At 72.0% G+C, this 25220-nt stretch carries 20 protein-coding genes and 1 tRNA gene; 10 read left to right on the top strand and 11 right to left on the bottom strand.

Translation table 11 applies throughout. The features are described 5' to 3' along the window. Positions 1-32: 32 nt before the first annotated feature. Together leuA and ABZ671_RS05905 are read right to left on the bottom strand one after the other, a co-directional pair. Complete coding sequence (gene leuA / locus ABZ671_RS05910; protein ID WP_357851920.1) at positions 33-1784, bottom strand: 2-isopropylmalate synthase; 1752 nt, start codon at positions 1782-1784, stop codon at positions 33-35. 263 nt (positions 1785-2047) lie between these two features. Then, complete coding sequence (locus tag ABZ671_RS05905; RefSeq protein ID WP_357851917.1) at positions 2048-2797, bottom strand: hypothetical protein; 750 nt, start codon at positions 2795-2797, stop codon at positions 2048-2050. Positions 2798-3046: 249 nt separating this feature from the next. On the opposite strand from ABZ671_RS05905, the gene ABZ671_RS05900 reads away from it, so the two are divergent. Further along, the gene (locus ABZ671_RS05900; RefSeq protein ID WP_357851914.1) at positions 3047-4312 is read left to right on the top strand and encodes an aspartate kinase; all 1266 of its coding nucleotides are present in this window, start codon (positions 3047-3049) and stop codon (positions 4310-4312) included. Positions 4313-4316: 4 nt separating this feature from the next. After that, positions 4317-5384 (top strand): aspartate-semialdehyde dehydrogenase, encoded by a 1068-nt coding sequence (locus tag ABZ671_RS05895; RefSeq protein ID WP_357851911.1) that lies wholly within the window; start codon positions 4317-4319, stop codon positions 5382-5384. 111 nt (positions 5385-5495) lie between these two features. On the opposite strand, the gene ABZ671_RS05890 is transcribed toward ABZ671_RS05895, so the two are convergent. After that, complete coding sequence (locus ABZ671_RS05890; protein ID WP_357851908.1) at positions 5496-6968, bottom strand: sensor domain-containing diguanylate cyclase; 1473 nt, start codon at positions 6966-6968, stop codon at positions 5496-5498. Positions 6969-7139: 171 nt separating this feature from the next. Here ABZ671_RS05890 and ABZ671_RS05885 point away from each other — a divergent pair, with 171 nt between their 5' ends. Further along, on the top strand, positions 7140-7919 hold the full coding sequence (locus ABZ671_RS05885) for a phosphodiesterase (RefSeq protein WP_357851905.1): 780 nt from the start codon (positions 7140-7142) through the stop codon (positions 7917-7919). A gap of 7 nt (positions 7920-7926) precedes the next feature. On the opposite strand, the gene ABZ671_RS05880 is transcribed toward ABZ671_RS05885, so the two are convergent. The 4 genes from ABZ671_RS05880 to ABZ671_RS05865 all read right to left on the bottom strand — a co-directional run bounded on the left by ABZ671_RS05880 (position 7927) and on the right by ABZ671_RS05865 (position 12715). After that, the gene (locus ABZ671_RS05880; RefSeq protein WP_357851902.1) at positions 7927-9204 is read right to left on the bottom strand and encodes an MFS transporter; all 1278 of its coding nucleotides are present in this window, start codon (positions 9202-9204) and stop codon (positions 7927-7929) included. 196 nt (positions 9205-9400) lie between these two features. Next, positions 9401-11443: a carboxypeptidase regulatory-like domain-containing protein gene (locus tag ABZ671_RS05875; RefSeq protein ID WP_357851899.1), complete on the bottom strand. Its 2043-nt coding sequence runs from the start codon at positions 11441-11443 to the stop codon at positions 9401-9403. A gap of 228 nt (positions 11444-11671) precedes the next feature. Continuing rightward, positions 11672-11748, bottom strand: a tRNA-Pro gene (locus tag ABZ671_RS05870). 73 nt (positions 11749-11821) lie between these two features. Beyond that, the gene (locus ABZ671_RS05865; RefSeq protein WP_357851896.1) at positions 11822-12715 is read right to left on the bottom strand and encodes a metallophosphoesterase; all 894 of its coding nucleotides are present in this window, start codon (positions 12713-12715) and stop codon (positions 11822-11824) included. 25 nt (positions 12716-12740) lie between these two features. Between ABZ671_RS05865 and ABZ671_RS05860 the strand changes: the two genes are divergently transcribed. Next, entirely contained in the window at positions 12741-13196 is a 456-nt protein-coding gene (locus tag ABZ671_RS05860) for a GatB/YqeY domain-containing protein (protein WP_357851893.1), read from the top strand. Between the two features lie 63 nt (positions 13197-13259). Here ABZ671_RS05860 and ABZ671_RS05855 read toward each other — a convergent pair whose 3' ends face one another. Beyond that, positions 13260-15698, bottom strand: coding sequence for a transglycosylase domain-containing protein (locus ABZ671_RS05855; RefSeq protein ID WP_357851889.1), 2439 nt, complete (start codon positions 15696-15698; stop codon positions 13260-13262). A 403-nt stretch (positions 15699-16101) separates the two neighbouring features. Between ABZ671_RS05855 and ABZ671_RS05850 the strand changes: the two genes are divergently transcribed. Then, on the top strand, positions 16102-16422 hold the full coding sequence (locus ABZ671_RS05850) for a WhiB family transcriptional regulator (protein ID WP_091199158.1): 321 nt from the start codon (positions 16102-16104) through the stop codon (positions 16420-16422). Positions 16423-16462: 40 nt separating this feature from the next. Here ABZ671_RS05850 and ABZ671_RS05845 read toward each other — a convergent pair whose 3' ends face one another. From ABZ671_RS05845 to ABZ671_RS05835, 3 genes are read right to left on the bottom strand one after another with little or no spacing between them, the layout of a single operon-like run. Beyond that, positions 16463-17614: an ArsA-related P-loop ATPase gene (locus ABZ671_RS05845; RefSeq protein WP_357851886.1), complete on the bottom strand. Its 1152-nt coding sequence runs from the start codon at positions 17612-17614 to the stop codon at positions 16463-16465. A 53-nt stretch (positions 17615-17667) separates the two neighbouring features. After that, a complete protein-coding gene (locus tag ABZ671_RS05840) occupies positions 17668-18645 on the bottom strand; it encodes an ArsA-related P-loop ATPase (protein ID WP_357851883.1) in 978 nt (325 codons plus the stop codon). 26 nt (positions 18646-18671) lie between these two features. Continuing rightward, positions 18672-19229, bottom strand: a complete 558-nt coding sequence (locus tag ABZ671_RS05835; RefSeq protein WP_357851879.1) for a hypothetical protein — start codon at positions 19227-19229, stop codon at positions 18672-18674. 354 nt (positions 19230-19583) lie between these two features. Here ABZ671_RS05835 and ABZ671_RS05830 point away from each other — a divergent pair, with 354 nt between their 5' ends. The 5 genes from ABZ671_RS05830 (at position 19584) to ABZ671_RS05810 (ending at position 25208) form a co-directional block, all read left to right on the top strand. Beyond that, positions 19584-20033, top strand: a complete 450-nt coding sequence (locus tag ABZ671_RS05830) for a hypothetical protein (protein WP_357851876.1) — start codon at positions 19584-19586, stop codon at positions 20031-20033. A 60-nt stretch (positions 20034-20093) separates the two neighbouring features. Next, on the top strand, positions 20094-20249 hold the full coding sequence (locus ABZ671_RS05825) for a DUF4177 domain-containing protein (protein ID WP_013736319.1): 156 nt from the start codon (positions 20094-20096) through the stop codon (positions 20247-20249). A 5-nt stretch (positions 20250-20254) separates the two neighbouring features. After that, positions 20255-20716, top strand: coding sequence for a RidA family protein (locus ABZ671_RS05820; RefSeq protein WP_357851873.1), 462 nt, complete (start codon positions 20255-20257; stop codon positions 20714-20716). Between the two features lie 128 nt (positions 20717-20844). Further along, entirely contained in the window at positions 20845-21639 is a 795-nt protein-coding gene (locus ABZ671_RS05815; RefSeq protein ID WP_357851870.1) for an MBL fold metallo-hydrolase, read from the top strand. Next, positions 21636-25208, top strand: a complete 3573-nt coding sequence (locus ABZ671_RS05810) for an adenylate/guanylate cyclase domain-containing protein (RefSeq protein ID WP_357851867.1) — start codon at positions 21636-21638, stop codon at positions 25206-25208. The genes ABZ671_RS05815 and ABZ671_RS05810 overlap by 4 nt, the downstream gene beginning before the upstream one ends. The last annotated feature ends 12 nt before the right edge of the window (positions 25209-25220 follow it).

Genomic DNA, 25220 nt, shown 5'->3' with positions numbered 1-25220 from the left:
GGGTGTTAACAAGGGGCCCCTGCTTCCTGGGCTCAGGCGCGGGCGCGGTTGACGGCGCTGGTGACCGCCTTCACCGAGGCGGTCACGATGTTCGCGTCCATCCCGACGCCCCAGAACGGGTGCCCGTCCACCTCGCACTCCACGTAGGCGGCGGCCTGCGCGTCCCCACCGGAGGAGAGCGCGTGCTCGTGGTAGTCGAGCACGCGCACCGCCACGCCCAGGGCCTGCAGCGCATTGACGTACGCGTCGATCGGGCCGTTGCCGATCGCGGCGAGCGCGCGGACCTCGCCGTCGAAGCCCACTTGGGCCTCGATCTCGACCTTGCCGTCCGCTGTGCCGATGGTGTAGCCGGCCACCGCGACCGCCGGGTCGACCTGGTGGTCGACCAGATAGTTGCGGGCGAAGATGTCCCACATCGCGGCCGGCTCGACCTCGCCACCGTCGTGGTCGGTGACCCGCTGGACCACGCCGGAGAATTCGATCTGCAGCCGGCGCGGCAGGTCGAGCTGGTACTCGGTCTTCATGATGTACGCGACGCCGCCCTTGCCGGACTGCGAGTTGACCCGGATGACCGCCTCGTAGGTGCGGCCCAGGTCCTTCGGGTCGATCGGCAGGTAGGGCACGGCCCAGGTGAACTCGTCGACCGGCACACCGGCCGCCGCGGCGTCGGCGTGCAGGGCGTCGAAGCCCTTCTTGATCGCGTCCTGGTGGGAGCCGGAGAAGGCGGTGTAGACCAGGTCGCCCGCGTACGGGTGCCGCTCGTGCACCGGGAGCTGGTTGCAGTATTCAACCGCCCGCCGAACCTCGTCGATGGTCGAGAAGTCGATCATCGGGTCGATGCCCTGGGAGAACAGGTTCAAACCCAGCGTGACCAGGTCGACGTTGCCGGTGCGTTCGCCATTGCCGAACAGGCAGCCCTCGACCCGGTCCGCCCCGGCCAACAGGCCCAGCTCGGCGGCGGCCACGCCGGTGCCCCGGTCGTTGTGCGGGTGCAGGCTCAGCACCAGGCTCTCCCGCCGGGGCAGGTGCCGATGCATCCACTCGATCGAGTCGGCGTACACGTTCGGCATGGCCATCTCGACGGTGGCCGGCAGGTTGACGATCAACTTGCGGTCCGGGGTCGGGTCAACGGCGTCGATCACCGCCGCGCAGACCTCCAGCGCGTACTCCAGCTCCGTGCCGGTGTACGACTCGGGGGAGTACTCGTAGCGGATGTCGGTGTCCGGGGTGTGGATCTCCGCGTACTTCCGGCAGAGCCGGGCGCCGGTGGTGGCGATGTCGGTGATGCCGTCCCGGTCCAGGCCGAAGACCACCCGCCGCTGGAGCGTCGAGGTGGAGTTGTAGAAGTGCACGATGGCCCGGCGGGCGCCGCGCAGCGACTCGAACGTCCGCTCGATCAGGTGCTCCCGACACTGGGTGAGCACCTGGATGGTGACGTCCTCGGGGATCAGGTCCTGCTCGATCAGCTGCCGGACGAAGTCGTAGTCCGTCTGGCTGGCCGAGGGGAAGCCGACCTCGATCTCCTTGTAGCCCATCTGTACGAGCAACTGGAACATCCGGCGCTTGCGCTCCGGCGACATCGGGTCGATCAGCGCCTGGTTGCCGTCGCGGAGGTCCACCGCGCACCAGCGCGGCGCGGCCTCGATTCGACGGGTCGGCCAGGTGCGGTCCGGCAGGTCGAGCTGGAACTGCTGGTGGTAGGGCAGGTAACGGTGGAACGGCATCCGGCTGGGGCGCTGCCGGGCGATCGGATCGGTCTCAGCGTCAGTGGCGGTTTCAGCCATCTCGGAGAGCTCCCTGGGAACATGTGGCGTCAGCAGATCGGAAGGCGTCGGCGGAATGCCGGGCGACGTTGCCCGTGCGGGTGCCGAGAAAAAGTTCGGATTGCTGGACGGCGCGGTTCAACCCCGCGACGAGGTGCCGGCCGTCAGGCCTCGTCGCGGCGGCCAAGGAGAAGATACGCCTGCCACATGACAGGGTGACCCTACGTGATCGGGGTGGCCGCTGGTAGGGCAGTCCGCATTTTGAGACGCAAGTCCCATGTTGCCTACTGCGCCCGCCGCCCCACCGGCTCACCCTCGGTGACCGGCCCGGCCAGCCGCACGGTGGCGGGTGCCGCCCCGGGCTCGCCCGCCAGCTTGAGGGTGCCGAAGGCGGCCCGGACCCCGGTCGGGACGCCGTCCGGCCGGAAGCAGTAGATGCCCACGTCCAGCGGGGCGTTCAGGGAGGCGGACGTCGAGTCCACCGAGTAGCACTGCCCGCTCATCCCGGTCGGCGGGGTGGCGGGGGAGATCGCGAGCGGGGCCCGCCGGTCGGTGAGCACGCCCAGCGAGTCGGTGAACGGATGCTGCACCCGGGGGTCCAGCTTCCCCGGTACGGCGTCGTCGGGGGCGCCGAGGCGTACGCAACTCGGCGGCTCGGGGTGGCCGGCCGAGGGCAGGGCGCACTGGAACAGCCCGTCGGCGGTGGCGGCGAGCGAGACGTCGACCGTGCCGCCGCGCCCCCAGCCGGGCACGTCCACCCGCCAGGAGCCGTCGTTCGCGCTGGTCACCGAGATCGTTCGATCCGGGCCGTCCTCCGCGGTCAACGTGTACGTGGCGGTGAGGTGGCGATCCTGGGCGGCGGCCGCCAGGGCGGCCAACTCGTCGCGGGCGGCGTCCGCCTCCGCCGGTATCGGGTCGGCCGTGCTGACCAGGGCGGGCGGGGGCGGGTCGGCGGTGCAGGCGGCCAGCGGCGCCGGCAGGGCGAGCGCCAGGACACCGGCCAGCCGCCGGGCCGCGCGGAGGTGAGCGTGCACCGGGACATTCTGCGGTGCCCGGAGGGATCCCGGGAGCCCGTCGTACGGCTGTTGTGCCGGCGTGTCGCGCGGGCCGTGATCGACCCGGCCGGCGCTCGTGAGTCGTCCCACCTCCGGCCGGATGGTGGGATCACCCGGTTCGGCGCCGGGCCGGGCCCGATACCCTGGGACGGTCTGACACGCGCCGCCGGGCCGGATCCCGGCGGCGCCGGCACGCTCAGGGTCATCGCTGGGAGGGAGTGCACCGTCGTGGCACTCGTAGTGCAGAAGTACGGCGGATCCTCCGTCGCCAACGCCGAGCGGATCAAGCGGGTGGCCGAGCGTATCGTGGCTGCCCGGAAGGCCGGCGACGACGTGGTCGTGGTGGTCTCCGCGATGGGTGACACCACCGACGAGCTGCTCGACCTGGCCAACCAGGTCAGCCCGCTGCCGCCCGGCCGCGAGCTGGACATGCTGCTCACCGCCGGGGAGCGGATCTCCATGGCGCTGCTCGCCATGGCCATCCACAACCTGGGGTACGAGGCCCGCTCGTTCACCGGCTCGCAGGCTGGTGTGATCACCACCTCCGTGCACGGCAGGGCCCGGATCATCGACGTCACGCCGGGCCGCCTCAAGGGCGCGCTGGACGAGGGCGCGGTGGTCATCGTGGCCGGCTTCCAGGGTGTCTCGCAGGACACCAAGGACGTCACCACGCTGGGCCGGGGTGGGTCGGACACCACCGCGGTGGCGCTCGCCGCCGCGCTCGACGCGGACGTCTGCGAGATCTACACCGACGTGGACGGCATCTTCAGCGCCGACCCCCGGATCGTGCCGAATGCCCGGCACATCAAGCACATCACCTACGAGGAGACGCTGGAGCTGGCGGCCTGCGGCGCCAAGGTGTTGCACCTGCGCAGCGTCGAGTACGCCCGGCGCGCGGGGTTGCCGATCCACGTCCGTTCGTCATACTCGACCAGCACCGGCACCATGGTCACCGGATCGATGGAGGACCTTCCCGTGGAACAGGCACTGATCACCGGGGTTGCCCACGACCGCAGCGAAGCGAAGATCACCATCGTGGGGGTGCCGGACGAGCCGGGCGCGGCCGCGCAGATCTTCAACACCGTGGCCGGGGCCGAGATCAACATTGACATGATCGTGCAGAACGTGTCCACCGAGGGCACCGGCCGCACGGACATCTCCTTCACCCTGCCCAAGGCCGACGGCCCGACGGCGATGGCCGCCCTCAGCAAGATTCAGGACGTGGTCAAGTTCAAGGGCCTGCTCTACGACGACCACGTCGGCAAGGTCTCGCTGATCGGTGCCGGCATGCGCTCGCACCCGGGCGTCGCCGCGGGCTTCTTCGCCGCCCTCGGTGCGGCCGGGGTGAACATCGAGATGATTTCCACCTCGGAGATCCGGGTCTCCGTGGTCTGTCGGGACACCGACCTCGACAAGGCGGTCCGGGCCATCCACGAGGCCTTCGACCTGGGCGGCGAGTCTGAGGCCGTGGTCTACGCGGGCACCGGGCGGTAGCGCGATGCCGTCGCTGCCCGTCCTTGCCGTGGTCGGGGCGACCGGTGCCGTCGGCACGGTGATGTGCCAGATCCTCTCCTCCCGGCGCAACGTCTGGGGAGAGATTCGGCTGCTCGCCTCCGAGCGCTCCGTAGGGCGGCAGGTGCAGTGCCGAGGCGAGCTGCTCACCGTGCAGGCGCTCACCCCCGAGGCGTTCGACGGGGTGGACGTGGCGATGTTCGACGTCCCGGACGAGGTCTCGGCGGAGTGGGCGCCGATCGCGGTCGGCCGAGGCGCGGTCGTGGTGGACAACTCCGGCGCGTTCCGGATGGACCGGGACGTCCCGCTGGTGGTTCCGGAGATCAACCCGGAGCAGGTGCGCAACCGGCCCAAGGGGATCATCGCCAACGCCAACTGCACCACCCTGGCGATGATCGTGGCCGTCGCCCCGCTGCACCGCGAATACGGCCTGCGTGAGCTGGTGCTCGCGTCGTACCAGGCGGCGTCCGGGGCGGGCCAGTCCGGCGTCGACGTGTTGCACGCCCAGCTCAGCAAGATCGCCGGGGATCGGGTGCTCGGTTCCCGTGCCGGTGACGTGCGGCAGGCGGTCGGCGACGAGCTGGGCCCGTTCCCGGCACCGCTGGCGCTCAACGTGGTGCCCTGGGCCGGCTCGCTGGCCGACGAGGGCTGGTCGTCCGAGGAGATGAAGATGCGCAACGAATCGCGCAAGATCCTCGGGCTGCCCGATCTGAAGGTTTCCGCCACCTGCGTACGGGTGCCGGTGGTGACCGGCCATTCGGTCGCGGTGCACGCGGTCTTCGCCACCGAGGTGGACGCCGAGGGCGCCCGGGAGGTGCTGCGCAACGCCCCCGGCGTGATCCTGGTCGACGACCCGGCCGCCGGCGAGTTCCCGATGCCGATCGACGCCGTCGGCACGGACCCCTCCTGGGTCGGCCGGATCCGCCGCGCCGTCGACGACCCCCGCGCCCTAGACCTGTTCGTGACAGGCGACAACCTCCGCAAGGGCGCCGCCCTAAACACCGCCCAGACCGCCGAACTCCTCGCCCAAACCCTCCCCCTCCCCCACCCCTAACCCGCCCACCCGCGTCGATCATGGACTTATGGCGCCCGGAAGGACCGTTTCGCGGCTTTCCTGAGGTGCCACAACCCCTTGATCGGCGCGGGTGGGGGAGTACGGGGCCGGTTAGGCGGGGGAGAGGTGGACGGCGTCGCGGCCTTGGCGTTTGACGGTGTAGAGGGCCTGGTCGGCGCGGTGGAGGGTGCGTTCGGGGGACTCGCCGGGGTGGGGTAGGGCGACGCCGACACTGATGGTGCGGCCGGTGCGCCGGGCCGCCTCGGTGAGGCGCTCGGCGATCCGGACCGCCTCCTCGGGGCGGCTGACCTCGATCACCGCTACGAACTCGTCGCCGCCGGTCCGGTACAGCTCGTCGCCCTGCCGCAGCGCCCCCTCCAGCGCCCGGGCCAGCCCAACCAGGAGCCGATCCCCGGCCTGGTGGCCGTACGTGTCATTGACGTCCTTGAAGCCGTCCACGTCGATGGCCAGCAGGGCCGTACGCCCCGGCGTGGCGCTCGCGATCCGCTGCTCGAACGGCCCGGTGTGCCGCAGGCCGGTGAGCGGGTCCGAGCTGGCCTCCTCGCGCAGCCGGGCGAGCGTACGCAGCCGCTCCAGGCAGGCCCACGCCTGCCCGGCCAGCAGCTCCAGCAGGTTGACCGTGGTCGGGTCGGGGCGCAGCAGCCGCTCGTCGGCGACCAGCAGCACCCCACCGACGTCCGGCGGCCCGACCGGCACCACCACCAGCGTGCGGGCCCCGGCCCGGACCAGCGGCAGATGGTCTTCGGTCGGCGGATGTTCGGCCTCGCCGAGGGTGTACGCCGAGCCGTGCCGGTGAGCCCGGGCGATCAGTCGGCCGAGCGCGTCGGACCCGGCCTCGGCCAGCTCGGCCCGGATCCGGGACTCCAGCTCGCCGGGTGTGCCGGTCGGCACGCCCAGCCGTGGCTCTGGCGGGCCGGCGAGGAGCAGCACGGCGGCGGCGAGGGCCGACCCGTCGCGGGCCGCGCTGAGCGCGGCGGTCAGCAGGTCCCACTCGGTGGTGGCGGCGGTCATCGCGGCGGCATGCCGGAGTAGCTGCTCGCTGCGGCTCTCCGCCGGCGGCCCGCCGAGCGCCGCGATCCGGGCACCCAGCCGGTGGGCGAGCCGTTCGGCGGTCTCCCGCCACCGTGCCAGCTCGACCGGGCCACTCCACTGCAGGTCGAGCACGCCGATCGGGCGGCCCGCCGGGCCCAGCACCGGTACGCAGAGCTCAGCGGTGACGTCGGGGCGTACCGGAAGGTGGTCGGGGGCGGCGGTGACGTTGGTGACGGCGGCGGGCTCACCGGAGGCGTACACGCGGCCGACGATCGACCGCTCCAGACCGTCGCGGGGCGTGCGCACCGAGCGGGAGTTGTCGCCTCCGGCCTGCGGCGGCACGGTGGAGAAGACCTGCCAGGCGCCGGTCGCCGCCACGCAGCGAAGCCGGTCGTGCACCCGGAGCAGGATCGAGATCGCCGCCGGGGTGTACCGAGCGAGCGCGTCGACGGCCCACTCGCACGCCTCGACCACGGTCGACGCCATCGGAAGGCGGACCGTGACGTCTCGAATGACTCGCTCGTGCTCCACGTCGTTCCTGGTCAGGGGTCGGGGCGCGATCAAGGGTACTCAGCGTGCGGCCCAGCGGCCTTCGTACACATGTGCTATCCACAGGGTGTGGATGCGGCCTGTGAACACGGCGGACCCGCGCGGTGGAGCCGGCGACGATAACGTGAGGATCCCGGTCCCGAGGAGGCGTCGATGCTCATCGCCCAGCTCAGCGACCCGCACGTGACCACCGGCCCGCTCGCTGCCGAGCGGGCCACCGGGCTGCACCGCGCCCTCGGCCGCGTGTTGGCGCTGCGGCCCCGGCCCGACTGCGTCGTCATCACCGGAGACCTGGTCGACAACGGCCGCCCCGACGAGTACGTCGCGCTGCGCGAGATCGTCGGGCGGTTCCCGCTGCCGGTGCACTTCGCCGCAGGCAACCACGACGACCGGGAGTCGCTGCTCGACACCTTCGGCGGCACCCCCTACCTCGGGGGCGGGTTCTCGGCTCACTACCACGTCGACCACCCGGACGGCACGCTCGTGGTGCTGGACTCGCTCGCCCCCGGCGGCAGCGGCGGCCGGCTCGGCGACGAGCAACTCGGCTGGCTCGACGGAGTGCTCGCCGGCCGCCCGGACCAGCCCGCCGTGGTGTGCCTGCACCATCCGCCGGTCGCGGTGGGGATACCGGCGATGGACGCCATCCGGCTCGCCGACGCCGACGCGTTCGCCGCGGTGGTCGCCCGTCACCCCCATGTCGTACGCGTCGCAGCCGGGCACCTGCACCGCCCGGTGACCAGCACGTTCGCCGGCACGGTGCTGACCACCGCGCCGAGCACCTGGGTGCAGGTGAGCCTGACCACGAGCGACGAGCCGGAGGTCGGGCTGGTCGCCGAACCGACCGCCTTCCTGCTGCACCGGGTGGCCGACGGCGGCTGCGTCACGCACACCGTCCAGGTGAGCCACGCCGCCGGGCAGACCTGCTGGTTCTGACCGCCGCTCAGGTGACGGCGGGCTCCGGCTCGCGAGTGGGAGTGAGGCGGCCGTCCTGGGCGGGGGTGAGCAGCCGGCGCAGCGACAGGGCCAGCACCGACGCGGCCAGACAGCCGCCCACCACGAACGCCACCCAGAGCCGCCCGTGCGCCGCGCCGAGCAGCGGGCCGGCGGTGACCGGGCCGATGATCCCGCTGATCCCGAAGATCATCGAACTCATCGCGTTGTACCTTCCGCGCAGCTCGTCGGTGGCGAGCGCGTTCGTCAACGCCGGCATCACCGGCGAGAGCATCGTCTCGCCGAACCCGAAGATCGCCGAGCAGGCCACGACGCCGAACGCCGCGACCAGTGCGTTGCCCGTACCGACCAGGCCGGCCATGCCGAGCACCAGCCAGGCGGTCGCGAAGACCGCGCCCACCGCGGCGAGCGCGCGGGTCCGGCTGCGCCCCTCCATCCGGCGGATCATCAGCAGTTGGGAGAGCACGATCATCACGGTGTTGGCGGCGAGCGCCCAGGCCACCACCCGTGGCGTCACCTCCACCACCCGGACCGAGTACGCGGCGAAACCCACCTCGATCTGCGCGTACCCGCAGGTGGTGAGCACCAGGCCGAAGATGACCAGCCGCCGGAACGGCCGGTCCCGCAGCACGGCGAGGTAGCCGCCCGCCGACTTCCCGGTGCCCGCCGCCGAGGCCTGCGTCAGGCGGTGCCCGACGTGCGGCAGGGTCAGCAGGATCAGGGCCGGCGTCAGGTAGCTCAGCGCGTCGAGCAGGTAGATGGCCTGGAAGGTGACCGGGCGGGCGATGTCGACCACCGCGCCGGAGATCAGGCCGCCCACCCCGATGCCGAGGTTGAGCAGAGCGAACTGGAGGCCGAAGACCCGCTGCCGCTCGCCGTCGCCGGTGAGCGAGGCGAGAATGGTGGTCTGCCCGGACCAGAGCGCCGAGCCGCCCACCGCGATCAGGGTGCTGACCGCGAACGCCATCCCGAGCGAGTCGACCAGCGCGAGCGAGCCGGTGCCCACCGCCTCGACCACCAGGCAGGGCAGCACCACCCGGCGGGCGCCGAACCGGTCGATCAGCGTCCCGCCCAGCGGGGACAGGGCCAGGGTCACCGCACCGAACCACCCGATCACCAGGCCGGCCTGGTTGTCGGTCAGGCCGCGCACGTTGGTGAGGTAGATGAAGAGGAACGGCAGGGTCAGCCCGCGCCCGATGGCCGACAGCAGGGTGCCGAGGAGGATTCGACGGGCTTCCGGACGGGCGGGTAGGGCGCGGCGCAGCATGGGTGGATTCTCGACGAGGGGTAGAACGACCGGCGAGCGGATTACCGGTGGAACTGGGCTTGACCTAGCCCGTTGGTGAGTAAGAACACTGCGCCTGCCAGGCCGGCCATCGCCGAGCCGAGGGGCCAGGCCTGCGCGTGCCCTCGGACACGGAAGGCCGGACACGGCGAGGCGTGCCCGGCCTTCATCGGCGTGATCAGCCGAGCGTGAGCTCGAATGCCGTGTTCTTGTGCTTGTGGATCTTGTATCTGGTCGCGGAGGCGAAGTCCTTGCCGCCGACGAACCTGCGGCCGCTCTCGTTCGGGTAGTACTCGAACCGGACGTGCTGCCCGCCGATGAGCTGCCTGGCGGCGCCGACGTTCGGTCCGGAGATCCACCACAGACCGACGAAGTCACCGGTGTCGACGTTGCGGGCGGCCACGTACCCGTTGAACGGCGTGGTACTCGCTACCGTCACCGTGACCCCGGCCGCGAGTCGGTAGTCGTACGTGGTGGTGCCGCCCGCGACGACCTTGATCCGGTCGGCTCGGTCGCGGTTGGCCTCGCCGCCGCTCCACTGGGTGGCCTGCCCGGGCACCTCGAACAGGAGCGGCCACTCGTACGGGCCGAGCTTGTCGATCCGGTAGCGCCCTCCGTCGCCGATCCCGAAAACACCGAAGTTGCTGCCCAGACCGACGGGCCCGCCGGCGATCCGGACGGCTCCGTTGGACAACGCGGCACCGTCCGGCCCGAAGGCTTGACCGGTGATGACACCCGCGCGATCCATCCGAATGACCGGCGGGGTGATCGTCTCGCCGGACTTTACGGTGAACTTCATGGCGCGCCGCAGGTCGCCGGTGCCGCCGTGCGGACCGAGCCACTGCGCGCCGTAGCCCTTGGCCTCGGCCGGCCAGGCCAGCAGCTGATAGGTGCCCGCACCCTTCCCGATCATCTGGGTGACCTTGCCGTTCGTGTCGGTGAGCGCGCCACAGCTGTCCGGCATCCGGACCTCGTCGACGCGCACCGGGACGATGCACACGTCGGGCAGCGGAGCGCCGGTCTTGGCGTCCACGACGGTGGCGGTGATCCGGGCCATCGGCTCCATGACCAGCCTGACGTCGGCCTGCTCGCCGGCGACCACGGTCACCGAAGCCCCGTCGAAGGAGTAGCCCGAGGCCCAGGCCCAGATTTCGTGGGTGCCGATGGGGACGGTCGGGTAGATGACCTCGCCGTTCTCGGCATCACGCGCATCGATCCCGATGCTGGAGGAGAAGCCCAGGATCGACCGGCCCGTACGCGAATCCACGGCGGTGAGGCGGACGCTGCCCGTCGGCAGCGTCCGGTCGTCGACCGTGGTGGTCTGGTCCTTGGTGACAGTGAACCGGGTCGCCGCCGACTGGTCCACCGTGCTGTAGGCATACTGCTGGATGAACAGCACCGAACTGGAGAACTGGACCGTGTAACCGGTGCCCACCGGCACCTGGTCGAGCCGGTAGCGGCCGTCCTCGTCGGTGTAGGTGTTGCCGTAGAACTGGCCGTTGCTGACATAGACGTCCACGCCGGACAGCGGCGCGCCGGATGTGTCGGTGAAACGGCCCGCCACGGCGCCGGTGGGGATGAGGGTGTCGTTGACCGTCACCGTGCCACCCGCCGTGACTGCGAAGACCGCCGCAGCGTCGCTGTCCAACGTGCCGTACGCGAACTGGCTGAACGCGCCGACGTCGAACCGGATCCGGTAGCTGCCCGGTAAAACCTGGATGCTGAAGTTGCCGTCCGAATCCGTTCTGCCGTTGCCATAGCTGCTGTAGTCGACGGCCTCGGCGTTGACGAACACGTACGGAACCGGGGCGCCGGCCCGGTTGACCAGCCGCCCGGTGATGGTGCCGACCGGCAGCAGCTCGTCATTGGCCACCGTCGCGTGGCCGGCCGTCACGGTGATGAGATTCGCCGAGGACCAGTCGGTCTTGCCGTAGGCGTACTGCTCCGGGTGACCCCAAGGCGCGAAGTTCACCCGGTACTTGCCCGGAGGGACCGCGTTGAACGCGTAATGGCCCTGGTCGTCGAGCCACGCGTAATCCCAGTGGTCGACCTCGTCACCGTAGAGGTAGACGGAGCCGCCGGTGACCGCGACTCCGCCGTCGGTCAGCCGGCCGGTGATGGAGCCGGTGTCTGCCGCCTGGGCCGGCGTGGCCAGCCCGGTCAGGGCCAGGGTGACGCCCAGCAGCAGCGCGCCGAATCGGCGCAGCATTGAACTGCTCATGATTCCTCAGCTGTGAAAGGAGCGAGGATGTGTCGGGGGGAACACATCGACCCGTCAGCCTAACGGCGGGCGGTGATATTCGCTGTCCCGCACCGGAGCAGGTGAGGAATCGAGCTGTCAGGGCATGACAGAGACACGACGCCCGGAGTGCCTGCGCGACCCTGCTCGTCGACTTGGACGTGGAACGCTAGAGGGCACATCCATTGATTGGATGTGCCCTCTGACCTCTGGTCGGGGTGGCCGGATTCGAACCGACGACCTCTTCGTCCCGAACGAAGCGCGCTACCAAGCTGCGCCACACCCCGAGGCGTGCCGACAAATAGTAGCCCACCCGCTCCGAAGGTCAAACTCGGTACCCCCTCACCGGGCGCGGGTCGCTCAGCGGGGGATCAGGGTGAGGACGCTCGCCTCGGGTGGGCAGGCGAAGCGCACGGGCGCGGTGGGGTGCGTACCGAGGCCGGCGGAGACGTGCAGCCAGGAGTCCGAGCCGGGCCAGCGGTGCAGCCCGCGGGCCATCGATCGGGGCAGTCCGCAGTTCGTCACCAGCGCGCCAATGCCAGGTACGCAGACCTGGCCGCCGTGGGTGTGCCCGGCGAGCAGCAGCCCGAAGCCGTCCGCAGCCATCCGGTCCAGCACGGCCGGTTCCGGGGAGTGGCTGACGGCGATGGCGAGCGCCGCTCCGGAGGCGACCGGACCGGCCACCGCGTCGTAGTCGTCCCGCTCGATGTGCGGGTCGTCGACGCCGACCAGCTCGATCTCTCGGCCCCCCGCCTTCAGGGTGGTCCGCGCGTTGTTGAGGTCCGCCCAGCCGGCGCCGGTGAAGACGGCGCGCAGCTCCTCGTACGGCAGCGGCAGGCCCTCGGCGTACTCCCGGTCCGGCAGGAAGTAGGTGAACGGGTTCTTCCAGACCGGCCCGGTGTAGTCGTTGGAGCCGAAGACGAAGGCACCCGGCAGGTCGAGCAGCGGTTGCAGGGCGCGCAGCACGCCGGGGAGCGCATCGGGGTCAGCCATGTTGTCCCCGGTGACCACCACCAGGTCCGGGTCGAGGGCGGCCAGCGAGGCCACCCAGTTCTGCTTGCGCCGCTGGTTGGGCATCATGTGCAGGTCCGACAGGTGCAGCACGCGCAGCGGCTCGGCGTCGGTGGGCAGCACCGGCACGTCGTACCGGCGCAGGGTGAACATGTTTCGCTCGACGAGCGACGCGTACGCCAAGGTGGCCGCGCCGGCGACGGCGGTCCCGGCGGCGAGTCGGAATAGTGTGCGCTTTCGCATGACGTTCAGGGTAGTTTCACCACCCATGAGCACGCTGAAGGATCGTCTCACCGCCGACATGCGCGCAGCTCTCAAGGCGCGCGACGAGCTGACCACCTCCACGCTGCGGATGGCCCTCGCGGCCGTCGGCACCGCCGAGGTCGCCGGCAAGGCCAAGCGCGAGCTCAGCGACGACGAGGTGCTCGCGGTGCTGACCAGGGAGGCGAAGAAGCGGCGCGAGGCGGCCGTCGCGTTCGCCGACGCGGGGCGCGCCGAGCAGGCGGGCAAGGAGACCGCCGAGGGCGAGGTGCTGGAGCGCTACCTGCCGAAGCAGCTCTCCGACGCCGAGCTGGCCGAGCTGGTCGGGGGCGCGCTCGCCGCGGGCGGCTTCACCGGCAAGGCGCAGATGGGCCCGGCCATGAAGGCGGCCCAGGCCGCGGTCGCCGGCCGGGCCGAGGGCGGTCGGGTCGCCGCCGAGGTACGCCGGCAGCTCGGCCTCTGATACTGGCCGAAGAAGAAGCGGGCGGGCTCCCGAGGGGTGCCCGCCCGCTGTTGTTGCTCCGCGTCAGCCGCGTGGCTTTCGCCCGTTGCCGGGTGTCGGCGTGACGCCGCCGGGCCCGGTGCTGGTGCCGGGTGTCGGCGTGCTGCCCTGGCCGGAGCTGACCTCGATGGTCACCACGCCGCCCTTGATGGTTTTCCCGTCCGGGCTGGTGCCGGCGGCGGTGCCCGCCGGGCACTCCGACGTCACCTTGCTGCTGGACACCACCGGCTCGAAGCCGGCGCCGCGCAGCCGCGACTTGGCAGTCTCGATCGACTCGCACTTGACGCTCGGGATGGAGCGCTGGTCGCCGTAGACGATCTTTCCGCTCGGCGGGGTGAAGTCGATCTTTTCCTTGCCCTTCATGGCGGCGCGCAGCGTTTCCATGACGGCCGGGTTGATCCCGTACGCCTGGCTGTGCCCCATCTGCTGGGTGGTCTGCGGCCAGTCCGGGTCGGCCATGATGCCGGCCACCGCGTACTGCTTGGTCATCGCGACCAGGGCCGCGGTCTTGTCCCCGTCGGTGGTGCCGGACTTGCCGGCCACCGGGGCGTTGACGAAGCCGCGGACCCCGCCCGCAGTGGGGGTGCTGCAGTGCGAGGTGGAGGAGCGGTCGCCCACGGGGCAGCGGGCGACGTCCACGGCGGCCCGGGCCACCTGCGTGTCGATCCGCTTCTCGCAGTGTGGGTTGGCGATGTCGAGCTTCTCGCCGTCCGGGCCGCGGATCTCCTGCACCGGGATCGGCTCGCAGTATCTGCCGTCCGCCGCCAGGGTGGCGTACGCGTTGGCCAGCTCCAGCGGCGTGGTGTGCGCGACGCCCAGGGTGAACGCGCCCCAGTCGTGCGCGGCGTCCTTGTTTGCCGCGACCTTGGCGTCGTACGGGTCGCGGAAGGTGAGGCCGAGCTTCTGCGCCGCCTTCACCACGTTCTCCGCGCCGACCTGCTGCTGCAGAGAGACGAAGTAGGTGTTGACCGAGAAGCCGAACGCGCTCCACATGGTGTGCGGCCCGGCCATGGCCTGGCTTGCGTTCGTCGGGCAGTAGAGGCCGGTGCCCGGGCAGGCGGCCGGCGAGCCGGGCTTGACGGGGTACTCGGACGTGAACTGGTGCGGCGCGTTCATGCTGTAGGCGAGCGGGAAGCCCTTCTCCAACGCCGCCACCACCGTGAAGATCTTGAAGGTCGAGCCGGCCTGGTAGCCGGTGATGCTGCCGCCGCCGCTGATCAGCGGGTTGACCGTGTTCGGGTAGCTGCCCCGGATGCCCTTCTTGGCCTTCGCCGGATTACTGGAGAGCTTGTTCTGCGGCTTGTCCGGGTCGTCGAGCTTGAAGTTCCGGTTGGTCGCGAGGGCGCGGACCCGGCCGGTGCCCGGCTCGACCACCGCGACCATCCGGGCGCCCTTGCTGTTGACGCTCAAGTTGTGGCGCACCGCCGCGTCGGCACCCTTCTGGGCCTGCACGTCGAGGCTGGTGGTGATGGTGTAGCCACCGCTCTTCAGCCGGCGCTCCCGGTCGTACGTCGTGGAGCCGAACGTCTCCTGCTGCATCCACCAGCGGTAGAAGTAGTCGCAGAAGAAGCCCCAGCTCTGCGTGGTGGCCTGGACGCAGCCGTTCGGGGTGCGCTTGTGGTTGACCTTTAGCTTGATCTGCTTGGCCTGGTCGGCCTCTTCCTTGGTGATGGCGCCGATCAGCACCATGTTGTCGATGACGTAGTCCCGCCGGATCACCGCGTCGTCGTAGCCGGACGTGGTGGTGGGGTCGTACGCGCTCGGTGCCTTCACCAGGCCGGCCAGCAGCGCCGACTCCTGGATGTCCAGCTTGCTCGGCGGCTTGCCGAAGTAGACCTGGCTGGCGGCGAACACGCCGTACGCGCCGTTGCCGAAGGGCGCGAGGTTGAGGTAATGCTCCAGGATCTCGTCCTTGGAGAGCTCCTTGTCGACCTGGAGGGCCATCGACATCTCGCGCAGCTTGCGGGCGCTGGTGTCCTCGGTCGCGGCCACCACGTCGGCCGGGTGGGTCGCCGAGTACGAGATGGCCAGCCGGACGTACTGCATGGTCAGCGTCGACGCGCCCTGCTTGGAGCCGCCGCCGCTGTTGTTGACGAAGGCCCGGGCCACGCCGTTGAAGTCGACGCCGTTGTGCTTGTAGAAGTTGTGGTCCTCGGCCGCGATGATCGCCTTCTGCATGTACGGCGAGATGTCCTTGAGTTTCACGTTGCGACGGTTCTCGTCGTACATGGTGGCGAGCGGCGTCTTGCCGTCGGCGGCGAGCAGATAGGTGATCTGCGGGGAGCGGGCGTCGTAGTTCAGTGTCTTCGGCAGCGAGTCGTAGGTCTCGGCCCCCGCCTTGGCGGCCAGTCCGGACATCGCCACCGCGGGGAAGGCCGCCGCCGCGACCACCACGCCGGCCAGTAGGCCACAGATGAGTAGCGATGCGGCGTTGGTCAGCAGATTGTGGTCACGTTTCCGCATCCAGGTCACCTCGACAGGGTACGCGAGTAGGAATCGAGGGGCGCTGGGGCGTCTTTTCCCCATTTCCTGCGCGCGCCGGCCTCGTTGTGCTAAACGCACGAACCCTGGTGCTTGGTTGCGTAAACCTGGCGGGAAGTCTCCCCCGAACGGGGAAGCCGCGCAGGGTTTTCACATACCTCGACCGGGTAGACGGCGGACGCAGGCCCGGGAAGCCGGGAGTGTCCGGAATGATGGATTTCGCCGACAACGTTGCGTAATCGGGTGACTACCCACCATGATGATGGCGGCGACACGAGCCACATGTCGTCCGCGCCGCCCTAGGGGAGGCCGGCCGGACGACCGGGGGGAAATTCGACGGCTGGTCGCGCGAAGTCGTGGTTGATGCAAGGGGGGACGTGTACAGATGGGCATGATCGCTGACTGGCCGTCACTGGCGGCGTGTCAGAACGGGGACCCGGACGCGTTGTTCGTACAGGGTGCCGAACAGAACGTGGCGAAGCGGATCTGCCGGAGCTGCCCAGTTCGGTACGAGTGCCTGGCCGACGCGCTCGACAACCGGATCGAGTTCGGCGTGTGGGGTGGCATGACCGAACGCGAACGCCGGGCGTTGCTGCGCCGTCACCCCCAGGTGACCAGCTGGCGCAAGATGTTCGAGGCGGCCATGAAGAAGAACGCCAAGGAGAAAGCCGGCAAGGACAAGATTCTGGTGACCTCGGCCAACTGACCACTGTGCCGGCCGGCCGCCCGGCCGGTCGGCACGGCGCTCATCGCCGGCTGATCGCCTCGCCGATCGTCCGCAGCCCGTCGACGTCGTGCACGTCGGCGGGCTGCGCCGTCACCGACACCGTCGGCACCGCGGGAAACGCCTCGGTGAACCGGGCCGCCACCCGCTGCTCGCGTACGGCCTGCTGGGCCAGCGCGGCGTGGGCCCGCAGCACCTCGACGGTGCGCGCGTGCCCGCCCTCCCGGGCCAGCCGTTCCGCCGCGGCCACGCTGTCCGCCGCGCTCAGCTCGGTCACGGCCGGCCGGTGCACCCGGTTGAGCACCAGGCCGGCCAGCGGCATCCGCTCCTCGCGCAGCCGGCCCGCGAAGTAGGCCGCCTCCCGGACCGCGTCCGGCTCCGGGGCCGCGACCAGCAGGAACGCCGTCTCCCGGGCCTGCAGAATCCGGTACGTCTGCTCGGCCCGCTGCCGGAAGCCGCCGAACATCGAGTCCAGGGCGGCGACGAAGCCGGAAAGGTCGGTCAGCAGTTGTGCCCCGATCACCTTCTGCACCGCCTTCGAGAACAGTCCGAAGCCGGCGGTGACGAAGCTGAACATGCTCCGCCCTCCGCTGCGTGCGGGGGCGAGCAGCAGCCGCAGCATCCGGCCGTCGAGGAAGCGGGAGAGCCGGGCGGGCGCGTCCAGGAAATCCAGCGCCGAGCGGGACGGCGGGGTGTCCACCACGATCAAGTCCCACTCGCCCCGAGCGTGCAGCTGGCCCAGCTTCTCCATCGCCATGTATTCCTGGGTGCCCGCAAAGGTGGAGCTCATGGCCTGATAGAAGGGGTTGGCGAAGATCTCCGCAGCCTTCGCCGGGTCGGTGTGCGCCAGCACCACGTCGTCGAAGGTCCGCTTCATGTCGAGCATCATGGCGTGCAGCTCGCCGCCGCTGTCCTCGACGTCGATCCCCTTGACCTGGCGGGGCTTGTTGTCCAGCTCGGTCAGGCCCAGCGACTGGGCCAGCCGGCGGGCCGGGTCGATGGTCAGCACCACCGTCCGCCGGCCGTGCCGCTCGGCCGCCCGCAGCGCCAGCGCGGCCGCGGTGGTCGTCTTGCCCACCCCGCCCGCCCCGCAGCAGACCACGATCCGTACGCCGGGGTCGGCGAGGATCTGGTCGACGTCCAGTGGCGGCGCCGCGGCTTCGGAAGGCACCAATCGAGCGTATCGGTCGGCGGGGTGTGTCTGCCCGGGCTGCCCGCAGGTGTGAGTCAATCCGCCCGGACGAGCGCCCGGGCCAGCGTCTCCAGCCCCGCCCGGTCGACCCCCTCGGGGAGCAGCGGCAGCTCGGTCAGGGGCAGGCCCAACTCCCCCAGGTCGGCCCGGAGGGAGTCTTCCAGCTCCCGGCGTACCCGCTGATCCCGGGCCTCCTCGGCCAGGCCGGCCACGGTCCGCGCGTCGGTCGGCAGGCCGGCGGCGGCCAGCCCCCGCTTCAGCTCGGCCGCGGTCACCTCGCGCCCGGCCGGCACCGGCGGCCGGGCGGCGTTCACGATCACCCGGCCGACCGGGAAGCCGAGCTGGGTCAGTTCGGCGATCGCGTCGACCGTCTCCTGGATCGGCATCTCCTCTAGCAGGGTCACCACGTGCACCGCGGCCATCGGCGAGCGGAGCAGCGCGGCGACTCCCTCGCTCTGGGTCTTGATCGGGCCGACCTTGGCCAGCCGGGCGGTCTCCGCGGTGACGTTGAGGAAACGGCCGATCCGCCCGGTCGGCGGGGCGTCCAGCACCACCGCGTCGTACGTCCGGCGCTGCCCGTTGGTCCGGGTGGTCGCCTCCTTGACCTTGCCGGTGAGCAGCACGTCCCGCAGGCCCGGGGCGATGGTGGTGGCGAAGTCGATGGCGCCCAGCTTGCGCAGCGCCCGGCCGGCCGCGCCGAGCTTGTAGAACATGTCCAGGTATTCCAGGAGCGCCTCTTCGGCGTCCACGGCCAGGGCCCGCACCTCGCCGCCGCGCGGGGCGTCGGCCAGGTGCCGTTCCTCGTACGGCAGCGGATCGGTGCCGAAGAGCTGAGCGATGCCCTGCCGCCCCTCCACCTCGACCAGCAGGGTCCGCCGGCCGCCGGCGGCCAGCCCGAGCGCCAGCGCCGCGGCGACGCTGGTCTTGCCCGTGCCGCCCTTGCCGGTCACCACGTGGAGGCGGGCCGGCCACCCGGTGCCGGCGGGTTCGGCCGGCTGCTCAGCTGCTGCCACCGGTCGAGCCTACCCAGCCGCCGGGCTCACCCGACCTCGCAGACCCACCAACCCGTCTTGCGCACCATGGTGAAGCGCAGCTCCTGGCTGGCCACCTTCTCGTCGGCGGTGGTCATGGTGACCTCGGTGGTGACGGTCGCCCGGTCGTCGGTCTGGTTGTCCACCGTCGGGGTGCTCCACCGGAACCGCGGATTCCGGTACTGCCCCGCGTACTGCCGCACTTCGGTGACCTTGGCGGCGATCTTCTTGTCGTCCCGGGCGGCCGAGCAGACGAAGGTGGCCGCCTTACTGGCGTCCTGGTCGCGGTAGACCGCGGTGAGGAAGCCCTCCACCGCGACCGTCGGCTCCTTCGCGCCCTCGCCGTCCTCGGCGTTCCGCAGGGCGAAGAACGCAGCCGTGCCGCCACCGCCGCAGAGCAGTATCGCCGCAGCCAGCACGATCAAAGTGATCAGCAGCCCGCGCCGCTGCTGCGGCGCTGGCGGGTCCTGCAGTGGCCCGGCGGGCGACGTGGCGCCGGCGGGTTGTTCCGGGTGAGGCGGACCGCCGGGCGAGCCGGCGGCGTCACCGATGGGCGGTTGGGTCATGTCTTCCCCCCGGGTTGCGGTGCCGGCGCCACCCGATGGCGACCTACGTGATCGGGCGTGCGGGCGAGCGCGGGATGGCCAGTCCAGACCCGAAGGGTAACGGTCGGCGGGGGATCGGTCGGCCCCGCGTGGGCGACCGGGCGCGCGGTCCACGCCCGGGGCAAACGCGAGGCCGCCATCGCTTCCCCGACGGGCGGTCTGTCGCATATGTGACTGGACGTGACCGGGCCTGCGCGTCCCATTGCTGGGACTGTCGCCAGGTCCTAGTTTCGTCGCACGCGGGGGCCGGACCGCCGGCGAGTCCGAGCCGGACGATGGTGACTTTGAGCAGGTACGAGGCCCGGAGGCAAGGGTATGCGCGACGCGGAGAACGTCCCTCGAGGCCAGTTCCGCCCCGGTGAGCGGGCGGGGCGGCCCGGCGAGGCTGACGGATCTGGTAAGGGGTTGCCGCTCAACGAGCGGTCGTACCGGCTGCCGTTCGAGGGGATCCGTACGCTGGTCGGGCCCGGTGAGCGGAGCCGCAGCGAGGAGGAGCCCGGCTACGTCATCCACCTGCCGGTCCGGGTCGGCGACCTGGCGGCGGCGACCGCGCTGGCCGGCACCGTGGCCACCTCGCTCGGTTTTCTCAGTGAACTGGACGCCGGCGAGACGACGGTCTCCACCGCCGACGACCAGAACAACCGGCACCGGGTCTTCTGTGATCTGCTGCTGCCCGACCGCACCCGGTGCCCGCAGCGCTACGACCACGAAGGCCCCTGCGGCGAGGGGCCCCCGGCGCCTGAGCAGCGTCCCGTGTCCGGCTAGCACCACCGGACCGTAGGCTGTGGCTGACTGAAGCCCATCAGGCAAGGGAGCCTTGACTCGATGCAAAAGTGGGAATACGCCACGGTGCCGCTGCTGGTCCACGCGACCAAGCAGATCCTCGACAACTGGGGCGAGGACGGCTGGGAACTGGTTTCCGTGGTCCCCGGTCCGAACCCGGAGCAGCTCGTCGCCTACCTCAAGCGCCCGAAGGCGTGAGCGCCATGGCGAACGGACCACACGCGAAACTCGCCGAGCTGGGCCTGACCCTGCCCGAGGTGGTGCCGCCGGTGGCCAGCTACGTGCCGGCCGTCCAGTCGGGGCAGCACGTCTACGTCTCCGGTCAGCTGCCGATGGTGGAGGGCAAGCTGCTCGCCACCGGCAAGGTTGGCGCCGGCGTCTCTGCCGAGCAGGCGAAGGACCTGGCGCAGCGGTGCGCACTGAACGCCATCGCCGCGATCGATTCGCTGGTCGGCCTGGAGAACGTCGTCAAGATCGTGAAGCTGACCGGGTTCGTGGCCAGCGCGCCGGGCTTCACCGGCCAGCCGGGCGTGATGAACGGCGCCTCCGACCTGTTCCTCACGGTCTTTGGCGAGGCCGGCCGGCACGCCCGCAGCGCCGTCGGCGTAGCCGAACTTCCCCTGGACGCCCCCGTCGAGGTCGAGGCCATCGTCGAGGTCGCCTGACCGGCCCACCCCACCCGCCCCCGCGATCTTGCACTTTTCGCCGGTGCGAAAGCCGTGAACGACCACAAACCAGTGGCCGGAAGTGCAAGATCGCGGGGAGTGGCGGGCGGGGTCGTACGATCGCTGCCATGGGTGGGCATGTGACCGGGGCGGTAGGGGCGCTCGCGGACGAGCTGCCGGGGTGGGTGAGGCTGCTGCTTGCGCCGAACCCGGGGGCGATGACACTTGAGGGCACCAACACCTGGGTGCTGCGCGCCCCCGGCGCGAAACACGCGGTGGTCGTCGATCCGGGTCCCGCCGACGAGGAGCACCTGGCGGCGATCGCGGCGTACGGGCCGGTCGGCTTCGTGCTGATCACCCACGGCCACCCGGACCACACCGAGGGCTCGGCCCGCCTGAGCGAGCTGCTCGGCGGGGTGCCCGTCCGCGCAGCCGACCCGGCGCACACCATCGGCGGCGAGCCGCTGACGCCGGCCGCCGCGCTGGACGCCGGGCTCACCATCCGTCTGCTGAGCACCCCCGGGCACACCGCCGACTCGGTCTGCTTCCTCGTCGAGCACGGCGACGAGCGGGTGATCCTCACCGGTGACACCATCCTGGGCCGGGGCACCACCGTGGTCGCCCACCCGGACGGCCACCTCGGCGACTACCTGTCGAGCTTGGAGCTGCTCTCGACGTACCGGGGGATCCCGGCGCTGCCGGGGCACGGCCCGGCGCTGGCCGACTGCGGCGCGGCGGCCGAGTTCTACCTGGCCCACCGGCGGGCCCGGCTCGACCAGGTCCGCGCCGCGGTGGCCGGGGGGGCCACCACCGCGCCGGAGGTGGTCGCCACGGTCTACGCCGACGTCGACCGGTCGCTGTGGTGGGCGGCCGAGTGGTCGGTCCGCGCGCAGCTCGAATACCTCGGAGTGGAGCAGCCGTGACCTGCCCGGTGTGTGGGACCGTCGCCGTACCCGGCGCCCGGTTCTGCCACAACTGCGGGGCCGCGTTGCCGGCCGCCGCGACGCTGCCCGCCACCGAGCGGCGGGTGGTCACCGTGCTCTTCGGCGACCTTTCCGACTTCACCTCCTGGTCGGAGGACCTCGACCCGGAGCGGGTCGGCGCGGTCACCGACCGGGTGCTCGCCGCCCTCGCCGGCGCGGTGAAGACCTTCGGCGGGCACGTCGACAAGCTCACCGGTGACGGGATCATGGCCGTCTTCGGTGCGCCCGTCGCGCACGAGGACGACGCCGAGCGGGCGGTCCGTGCCGCGCTCTCCATGCAGCGGGCGGTCCGCCGGGTGCTCGACGACGAGCGGGGCGGCGGCGCGCCGCTCGGCCTGCGGGTCGGGCTGAACACCGGTGACGTGATCGCCGGTATCCAGGCGGCGATCGAATACACCGTCATCGGCGACACGGTGAACACCGCCGCCCGGCTGGCCGACGCCGCCGCCGTCGGCGCGGTCTACGCGGGCGCGCGAACCTCCGCCGCCACCCGGCACGTCGCCTCCTGGCGGGCGCTGCGCCCGCTGCGGCTCAAGGGCAAGCGCGAGCCGGTCGAGGCGTACGAGCTGCTGGGTCTCCTGGACGCGCCCGGCACCCGGTCCGGCCTCGGCGACGAGGCGCCCTTCGTGGGTCGGGAGACCGAGATCGGCCGGATCGCCGGCCGGCTCGCCGAGGTGATCGACCGGAGCGAGCCCCGGGTGCTGCTGATGACCGCCGAGGCGGGGATCGGCAAGTCCCGGTTCGCCGCCGAGGTGGAGCGCCTCGCCGCCGGCTACGACGTCGGCGCCGGCCGGTACGCCGCGCACACCGGCGCCCGGGTGCTCTCGGTGCGCTGCGCCGCGTTCGGCGAGCGTCGCCGGCTGGCCCCCCTCGCCGACCTGGTCCGAGCTGCGGTCGGCCTGCCCAACGACGCTGCCACCGCGGTCACCCGGCCGGCGGTCGAGGAGCGGCTGCGCCGGCTCGGGCAGCGGCTGGGCCGGCTCCCCGGCGAGCTGCCACCCATCGCCGTCGACCAACTGCTGGCCCTGCTCGGGTACGCCGAACTCCCCGCCACCACCGAGACCGGCGAGTGGAACGCGGCCGCGTCGCATCCGGACGCCGAGGCGGTGCCGAGCGCGGTCGCCGACCTGCTCAGCGCGCTCGCCGTCGAGGCGCCACTGGTGATCGTCGTGGACGACCTGCACGACGCCACCGCCGAGACGATCAACGCGCTCGGGTTGACCCTCTCCCGGCTCAGCGGCCCGGTGCTGGTGCTGCTGCTCGGCCGCCCCGAGCTGGTCCGGACCGCCGGCGCGCTGACCCGGGTCGCGGACGCCGAGGTGCACGCGTTGCCCCCGCTGCGCGGCGCGGACGCGGCCCGGCTGCTCACCAGCTACCTGAACGGCGGCAAGCTGCCGCAGGCCGACGCCGACCGGCTGCTCGCCACCGCGCAGGGCAACCCGTTCTACCTGGCCGAGCTGATCACCCTGCTGATGGAGCGCGGGGCGCTGACCCCCGGCCGGGATCGGAACGCTCCGATCGGCTGGCGGCTCGCCCCCGGCTCGCTGGGCAGCCGGCTGCTCTCCCGGGACCTGGCCGCCGTGCTCGCGGCGCGGATCGACGCGCTGCCGTCGGACGCCCGGTCGGTGCTGCGGAACGCCGCGGTGGTCGGCGACACCGTGCCGACGGGCGCGCTGGAGGCGCTCCGCGAGCAGCGCGTCGGGCGGGACGGCCGCCCGGCGGCGGTGGCCGCGGTCGAGCTGGACCGGGCCGTGGAGGAGCTGCTGCAACGTCGCATGCTGCACCGCACCCGCACCGGGTTCGCCTTCGCCACCCCGCTGATGCGGGAGGCCGCGTACGCCGGGGTGAGCAAGGCGGAGCTGGCCGAGCGGCACGCCGTGCTGGCCCGCTGGGCCGCCCCGGAGAACGCGGCCGCCGCCGGGCCTTCGACCAGCGGGTTCACCGAGACGGCCCGGGACGATTTCGTCGCCGAGCACGTCGAGCGGGCCGCCGCCCTCGCCGACGCGGTGAAGCTGCGCCCCGACGCGCCGGCCCGCGCGGTGGCTCCGCTGGGCGTGGCCGCGCTCGGCCGGGCCGCCCGCCGCGCGCTGCGCTCCGGGGAGCCGGCGCTGGCCGTCGAGTACGCCGAGCGGGCCGCCGAGCTGGCCCGGGACGGGCTGCCGCTGGCCGACCAGGTGGTGCACGCCCGGGCGCTGCTGCAGATCGGACGCCCGAACGACGCGCTCGCCTCGGCCGAGAAGATCGCGGCCAACGCCGGCGACGCGGCGGCCACCCGGGCCAGCGCACTGCTGCTCGCCGGGCTGGCCCACCAGACTGTCGGTGACGCCGACCGGGCGGTGTGCTGCTGGCAGGAGGCGCTGCAGGTGGCGACCAGCGCGGAGCTGCCGGCGATGCGCGCCTCGGTGATGCGCCGGCTCGGCATGGCCGACTTCATCGCCGGCCGGCTGAGCCAGGCGGGCAGCCGGCTGGCCGCCTCCTACCAGCTGAGCCTCTCCGCTCGGGACCTGCGCGGGCAGGCCTGGTCGTTGCAGAACCTGGCCTGGGTGACCACCACCCGGGGCGACTTCGCTGGCGCCGACGCGGTGCTCGGCCGGGCCGCCCGGCTCTTCGCCGAGCTGCGGGACCCGTACGGGCGGGCCTGGCTGCGCGGCACCACCGCCTTCGCCCGGCTGCTCGCCGGTCGGCTGCGGGAGGCCTGCCGGCTGGCGCAGGTGTTCCTGCCGTTCGGGGAGCGGGTCGGTGAGGCGTGGGCCGTCGGCACGCTCCGGGCAGTCGAGGCGTACGCCACCGCCGAGCTGGGTGAGCTGGCGGAGGCCGACCGGGGGGCGCGCCGGGCGTACCGGGAGTTCGCCGAGATCGGCGACGACTGGGGGCAGGGATTCGCGCTGGTCGTCCGCGGGGTGGTGGCACGCGGGCTGGGTGCATCCGAGCACGCGGCGGACCTGCTCACCGAGGCTCTCGGGTACGCCAACCGAACGTCGCATCCGCTGCTCACCGGCATGGCCGGCACGCTGCGCGGGTTCGTGGCCCTGGAACTGGGCGACCGCGAGACCGCCGAGCGGGACGCCCGGTCGGTGCTGACCACCGTGGAGCCGCACAACCCGCAGGCTCCCGCCCAGGTGGGGCCCCGGGTGCTGCTCGCCATGGCCCGGCTCGCCGCCGATGATTCGGCGACTGCGGTGGGACTGCTCGCCCCGGTCGCCACCGCGCACACCCCGTCGCTGCTCTTCTCCCGCCGCCAGACGATGGCCCGGTACGCGTCCGCGCTGCTCGCCCACGGGCAGCATGAACAGGCGCTGGACTGGGCGCGGCGGGCCGTGGTCGCCCCGGCCGAGGACGTCCGCAGCCAGGTGATCGGGGCCTGCGTGCTGGCCGAGGCGCTGGCCGCCTGCGGCCGCCCGGCCGAGGCTCTGGCCAGCGCCGAGGAGGCGGTCCGCCTGGCGTACGCCACCGAGCAGCGCAGCGAGCGGGCCGCCGCCGACGCCCTCCGCGTCCGCCTCGCCGGCTGACTCCCGCACGCC

The organism is Micromonospora sp. NPDC006766 (assembly GCF_040636055.1).
GTDB lineage: Bacteria > Actinomycetota > Actinomycetes > Mycobacteriales > Micromonosporaceae > Micromonospora.
Note: the sequence above shows the minus strand (reverse complement) of the source record. Positions and strands in the feature narration are given on the sequence as shown.

Bases quoted from the DNA above. Each gene is read 5' to 3' on its own strand.
- ABZ671_RS05875 (WP_357851899.1), bottom strand. From the start codon at position 11,443: ATGAGCAGTTCAATGCTGCGCCGATTCGGCGCGCTGCTGCTGGGCGTC.
- ABZ671_RS05880 (WP_357851902.1), bottom strand. From the start codon at position 9,204: ATGCTGCGCCGCGCCCTACCCGCCCGTCCGGAAGCCCGTCGAATCCTC.
- ABZ671_RS05835 (WP_357851879.1), bottom strand. From the start codon at position 19,229: ATGACCCAACCGCCCATCGGTGACGCCGCCGGCTCGCCCGGCGGTCCG.
- ABZ671_RS05855 (WP_357851889.1), bottom strand. From the start codon at position 15,698: ATGCGGAAACGTGACCACAATCTGCTGACCAACGCCGCATCGCTACTC.
- ABZ671_RS05815 (WP_357851870.1), top strand. From the start codon at position 20,845: ATGGGTGGGCATGTGACCGGGGCGGTAGGGGCGCTCGCGGACGAGCTG.
- ABZ671_RS05830 (WP_357851876.1), top strand. From the start codon at position 19,584: ATGCGCGACGCGGAGAACGTCCCTCGAGGCCAGTTCCGCCCCGGTGAG.
- ABZ671_RS05865 (WP_357851896.1), bottom strand. From the start codon at position 12,715: ATGCGAAAGCGCACACTATTCCGACTCGCCGCCGGGACCGCCGTCGCC.
- ABZ671_RS05850 (WP_091199158.1), top strand. From the start codon at position 16,102: ATGGGCATGATCGCTGACTGGCCGTCACTGGCGGCGTGTCAGAACGGG.
- leuA (WP_357851920.1), bottom strand. From the start codon at position 1,784: ATGGCTGAAACCGCCACTGACGCTGAGACCGATCCGATCGCCCGGCAG.
- ABZ671_RS05860 (WP_357851893.1), top strand. From the start codon at position 12,741: ATGAGCACGCTGAAGGATCGTCTCACCGCCGACATGCGCGCAGCTCTC.
- ABZ671_RS05825 (WP_013736319.1), top strand. From the start codon at position 20,094: ATGCAAAAGTGGGAATACGCCACGGTGCCGCTGCTGGTCCACGCGACC.
- ABZ671_RS05820 (WP_357851873.1), top strand. From the start codon at position 20,255: ATGGCGAACGGACCACACGCGAAACTCGCCGAGCTGGGCCTGACCCTG.
- ABZ671_RS05885 (WP_357851905.1), top strand. From the start codon at position 7,140: ATGCTCATCGCCCAGCTCAGCGACCCGCACGTGACCACCGGCCCGCTC.
- ABZ671_RS05895 (WP_357851911.1), top strand. From the start codon at position 4,317: ATGCCGTCGCTGCCCGTCCTTGCCGTGGTCGGGGCGACCGGTGCCGTC.